General features: G+C 72.4%; 2 protein-coding genes. One reads left to right on the top strand and one right to left on the bottom strand.

The features are described 5' to 3' along the window. Positions 1-33 precede the first annotated feature (33 nt). A complete protein-coding gene (mfd, locus tag ESO86_RS12260; RefSeq protein WP_129235284.1) occupies positions 34-3708 on the bottom strand; it encodes a transcription-repair coupling factor in 3675 nt (1224 codons plus the stop codon). A gap of 129 nt (positions 3709-3837) precedes the next feature. On the opposite strand from mfd, the gene ESO86_RS12255 reads away from it, so the two are divergent. Next, positions 3838-4317 (top strand): RNase H family protein (locus tag ESO86_RS12255; protein ID WP_340638854.1); only part of this gene is annotated, 480 nt, incomplete at its 3' end.

The following is a 4317-nucleotide window of genomic DNA, read 5'->3' as shown; positions in this document are numbered from 1 at the left end:
GTGCCGGGTCCCCGGCCGGGTCTCGCGCCTGCGTCAGCCGGCGGTCGCGGCCGCGCCCTCGGCGGGCGCGGCCCGCTGCTCTGCCGGGAAGATCACCCCGATCAGGTTCGAGACCCATTCGATGAGGTCGGCGTCTCCCGGCGCCTCGCCGCCCGGCGTCGGGAACGGCACGAGGATGACGTCGTTCTGCGGGAAGAGCTTCGCCCCCGGGTACATGCGCTCGAGCCGCACGCGACGCGAGTCCGGCAGCTTCGCGGGCGCGATGCGCAGCTTGGAGCCCGTCGCGATGACGTCGGAGAGTCCGGCGAGCTGCGCCGTGCGGCGCAGCCTCGAGACGGCAACGAGATGCTCGACCGGTTCGGGTAGCTCGCCGTAGCGGTCGACGAGCTCCTCGACCACCAGGTCGATCTGGCCGTCCTTCGCGGCCGGGCCGCTCGCGGCCGAGAGCTTCTGGTAGGCCTCGAGTCGCAGTCGCTCGCTGTCGACGTAGTCCTCAGGGATGTGCGCGTCGACGGGCAGCTCCAGCCGCAGCTCCGTCTGCCCCTCGGCGACCTCGCCGCGGAACGCGTTGACGGCCTCGCCGATCATCCGCAGGTAGAGGTCGAAGCCCACGCCCGCGATGTGCCCGGCCTGCTCGGCGCCGAGCAGGTTGCCCGCGCCGCGGATCTCGAGGTCCTTCAGGGCGACCTGCATGCCGCTGCCGAGCTCGTTGTTCGCCGCGATCGTCGAGAGCCGGTCGTGCGCGGTCTCGGAGAGCGGCTTGGCCGGATCGTAGAGGAAGTACGCGTAGGCCCGCTCGCGGCCGCGGCCGACCCGGCCGCGGAGCTGGTGGAGCTGCGACAGGCCGTACTTGTCGGCCCGGTCGATGATGATCGTGTTCGCGTTGGAGATGTCGAGACCGGTCTCGATGATCGTCGTCGAGACGAGCACGTCGAACTTGCGCTCCCAGAAGTCCCCGACGATCTGCTCGAGCACGTGCTCGTTGAGCTGGCCGTGCGCGACCGCGATGCGCGCCTCGGGCACGAGTTCGGCGAGCTGCGCCGCGACCCGGTTGATCGAGGACACCCGATTGTGCACGAAGAACACCTGGCCCTCGCGGAGCATCTCGCGGCGGATGGCGGCGGCGACCTGCTGGTCGGTGTACGGGCCGACGAACGTCAGGATCGGGTGCCGGTCCTCGGGCGCCGTCGCGAGCGTCGACATCTCGCGGATGCCGGTGACGGCCATCTCGAGGGTGCGCGGGATCGGGGTGGCGCTCATCGCGAGGATGTCGACGTTCGTCTTCAGCTTCTTCAGCTGGTCCTTGTGCTCGACGCCGAAGCGCTGCTCCTCGTCGATGACCAGGAGGCCCAGGTCCTTGAACGCGATCTGCTCGGTGAGGATCCGGTGCGTGCCGATGACCATGTCGACCGTGCCGTCCGCGAGGCCGGCGACGGTCTCGCGCACCTCCTTGTCGGTCTGGAAGCGGCTGAGCGCGCGCACGTGCACGGGGAAGCCCGCGAACCGCTCGGAGAACGTCTCGACGTGCTGTCGCACGAGGAGCGTCGTCGGCACGAGCATCGCGACCTGCTTGCCGTCCTGGATCGCCTTGAACGCGGCGCGCACCGCGACCTCGGTCTTGCCGAACCCGACGTCGCCGGCGAGCAGTCGATCCATCGGGATGGGCCGCTCCATGTCGGCCTTGACCTCGTCGATGGTCTGCAGCTGGTCGGGCGTCTCGGCGTACGGGAAGGCCTCCTCGAGCTCGTGCTGCCAGGGCGTGTCCTGGCCGAAGGCGTGCCCCTTGGCCGCCATCCGCGCCGAGTACAGCTTCACGAGCTCGACCGCGATGTCGCGCACGGCCTTGCGCGCACGGCTCTTGGCCTGCGACCAGTCGCTCCCGCCCATCTTCGACAGGCTCGGCGCCTCGCCGCCGACGTAGCGGCTGAGCAGGTCGAGCTGGTCCATGGGCACGTAGAGCCGGTCGCCGGGCTGCCCGCGCTTGGAGGGCGCGTACTCGAGCACGACGTACTCGCGCACGGTCTTCGGCGCCGGCTTGATCCCGGCGGTGCGGCTCGGACCGGTCGGCCGGGCGCCGGCGACCTCGCGCTGCACGAGTTCGACGAACCGGCCGATGCCGTGCGTGGAGTGGACGACGTGGTCGCCGGCCTTCAGCTGCAGGGGGTCGACGACGTTGCGTCGCCGGCTCGCGAGCTTCTTGACCTGCCGGGTGTCGTACCCGGCCGAGCGACCGTAGAACTCGGCCTCGGCGATGAGGCCGACCTTCGCCTCGGGCAGCTCGAACCCGGCAGCCGCCTGGGCCTGCACGAGGAACGCGACGCCCGGCTCGAGCTCGTCGGGCACGGTCTCGACGATGCGCCCGGCGAGCCCGTGCTCGGCGAGCACGTCGCGCGCGCGCTCGACGAGTCCGTGTCCGGCGGCGGCGACGACGAGGCTCCACCCGTCGCGCAGCCGTTCGCCGACGTGCGCGACGGCGCCCTCGACGTTGCCCTGGAAGCTCGGCACGGTCGTGGCCGCGACCCGCACGTACGCGGCATCCGCCCCGCCGGCGGTCTCGCCGACGGCCTCGGCCGCGTCGCCCTGGTCGAAGCTCGAGAAGGTCCACCACACGTGGTCGGCGTCGGGCGCGCCGGGAGCGCTGAAGAGCACGGATTCGCGCAGCGCGCGCAGGGTCAGGAAGTCTCCGGCGGCGAGGTCGATGGGCGCCGCGGCACCCGCGGTCGCGGCATCCCACGCCGCCGCCAGGAACTCGCGGTTCGTCTCGCCGAGGCTCACCGCACGACCGGCGACCCGCTCGGGCCCGACCACCGCGACCGCGGCGCCCGCGGGGAGGTAGGAGGTCACGGGAACCAGTCGCTCGACCAGCGCCGGCGCGAGCGATTCCATGCCCTCGACCGGGATTCCCTCGGCGATGCGCTCGAGCATGCCCGAGAGGTTGGGGAACTCGTGGACCATCTCGCGCGCGCGCTGGCGCACCGGCTCGGTGAGCAGCATTTCGCGGCTCGGCGCGAGGACCACCTGATCGACCACGTCGGGCAGCGATCGCTGGTCGGCGACCGAGAACGCCCTCAGTTCTTCGACCTCGTCGCCGAAGAAGTCGACGCGGACGGGGTGGTCGGCCGTCGGCGGGAAGACGTCGAGGATGCCGCCGCGCACCGCGAACTCGCCCCGGCGCGACACCATGTCGACGCGCGAGTACGCGAGGTCGACGAGCCGCAGGGCGAGGTCGGACAGGTCGTGGCCGCGCCCACCCGCGACGAGTTCGACGGGCGCGAGGTCGGCCAGGTTGTCGGCGACGGGCTGCAGCGCGGCGCGCACTGACGCGACGATGACGAGCGGATGCCTCGCGCCCTCGGTGCTCCAGGCGGCCATCCGCCGGATGGCGTGCAGGCGACGCCCGACCGTCTCGGCGCTCGGGCTGAGCCGCTCGTGGGGCAGCGTCTCCCACGCCGGGAACTCGAGGATCTCGGCGTCGTCGAGGTACGGGGCGAGCGAACTGCGCAGCGCCTCGCCTTCGCGACTCGTCGCGGTGATCACGAACAGGACGGGCGGGTGGCCGTTGGTCGTGCGACGGCCCAGCAGCCCCGCGAGCAGGGGCGCGTCGAGCCCGGCCGGAGCGGAGAAGTCGGCGTTCCGATCGGCCTCCGCGAGGGCTCGGTCGATCGTGGAGGCGCGCGAAAGCGCCGTGTTCAAGCCCTGCAGGATCACCGGAGCAGTCTACGCGCGCGCCCTGACATGACCGCCCGGTCCGCCGAGGTCGGGCGGCCCGTCGGCGCGATCCGGTCGGCGGACGCCGATAGCATGGTCGCCGCCCGCCCCCACCGGAAGGACGACCGCATGATCATCGCCGCCGCCGACGGCTCCGCCCTCGGCAACCCCGGCCCGGCGGGCTGGGCCTGGTACGTCTCCGACGACTGCTGGGCGGCGGGCGGATGGCCCCGCGCGACGAACAACCAGGGCGAGCTGACCGCGGTGCTCGAGCTGTTCCGCGCGACCGCCCACCTCGACGACGAGCTCCTCGTGCAGTGCGACAGCCAGTACGTGATCAACTCGCTCACGAAGTGGATGGCCGGCTGGAAGCGCAAGGGCTGGCGCAAGGCCGACGGCTCCCCCGTGCTGAACCGCGAGCTGCTCGAACAGCTCGACGCGGCACTCGCCGGTCGCCGCTACCGGTTCGAGTGGGTCCGGGGCCACGTCGGCCACCCGATGAACGAGGCCGCCGACGACCGCGCCCGTGCCGTCGCCGAGGCGTACCGCCGCGGCGACGACATCCCGGCCGGCCCCGGCTGGGTCGGCGCCTGCGAGCCGGAGGCCGAT

This window comes from Agromyces binzhouensis (genome assembly GCF_004135055.1).
In the GTDB taxonomy this organism is placed as follows: Bacteria; Actinomycetota; Actinomycetes; order Actinomycetales; family Microbacteriaceae; genus Agromyces; species Agromyces binzhouensis.
This window is presented reverse-complemented; position numbering and strand designations above follow the sequence as displayed.